The following is a 920-nucleotide window of genomic DNA, read 5'->3' as shown; positions in this document are numbered from 1 at the left end:
TATCTGCTGGTCCACGGCAAGCTGCCGACCCAGGCCGAACTGACCGCGTACAAGACCAGGCTGAAGTCGATGCGCGGCCTGCCGGCCAACGTAAAAGCCGCACTCGAATGGATTCCGGCCGCCGCGCATCCGATGGACGTGATGCGCACCGGCGTGTCGGTGCTCGGCACCGTGCTGCCCGAGAAAGACGATCACAACCTGCCCGGCGCGCGCGATATCGCCGACAAACTGATGGCCTCGCTCGGCTCGATGCTGCTGTACTGGTACCACTACTCGCACAACGGCAAGCGCATCGAGGTCGAAACCGACGACGATTCGATCGGCGGTCATTTCCTGCATCTGCTGCATGGCGTCGAGCCGTCGAAGGCGTGGGTGGATGCGATGCACGTGTCGCTGAACCTGTACGCGGAGCACGAGTTCAACGCGTCGACGTTCACCGGCCGCGTGATCGCGGGCACGGGCTCGGACATGTACTCGGCGGTCACCGGCGCGATCGGCGCGCTGCGCGGCCCGAAACACGGCGGCGCCAATGAAGCCGCGTTCGAAATCCAGTCGCGCTACCAGACGCCTGACGAAGCCGAAGCCGACATCCGCCGCCGCGTCGAGAACAAGGAAGTCGTGATCGGCTTTGGCCATCCGGTCTACACGATCTCGGACCCGCGCAACAAGATCATCAAGGAAGTCGCGAAGAAGCTGTCGAAGGAAGCGGGCAACACGAAACTGTTCTCGATCGCCGAACGGCTCGAATCGGTGATGTGGGACGCGAAGAAGATGTTCCCGAACCTCGACTGGTTCAGCGCGGTGTCGTATCACATGATGGGCGTGCCGACCGCGATGTTCACGCCGCTGTTCGTGATCTCGCGTACGGCAGGATGGAGCGCGCACATCATCGAGCAGCGCGTCGACAACAAGATCATCCG

General features: G+C 62.9%; 1 protein-coding gene. It reads left to right on the top strand.

Translation table 11 applies throughout. The features are described from left to right. A partial coding sequence (prpC, locus tag F6X40_RS41555; protein WP_187631900.1) for a 2-methylcitrate synthase occupies positions 1-920 on the top strand: 920 nt, incomplete at both ends.

The organism is Paraburkholderia sp. UCT31, assembly GCF_014397655.1.
GTDB lineage: Bacteria > Pseudomonadota > Gammaproteobacteria > Burkholderiales > Burkholderiaceae > Paraburkholderia > Paraburkholderia tuberum.
This window is presented reverse-complemented; position numbering and strand designations above follow the sequence as displayed.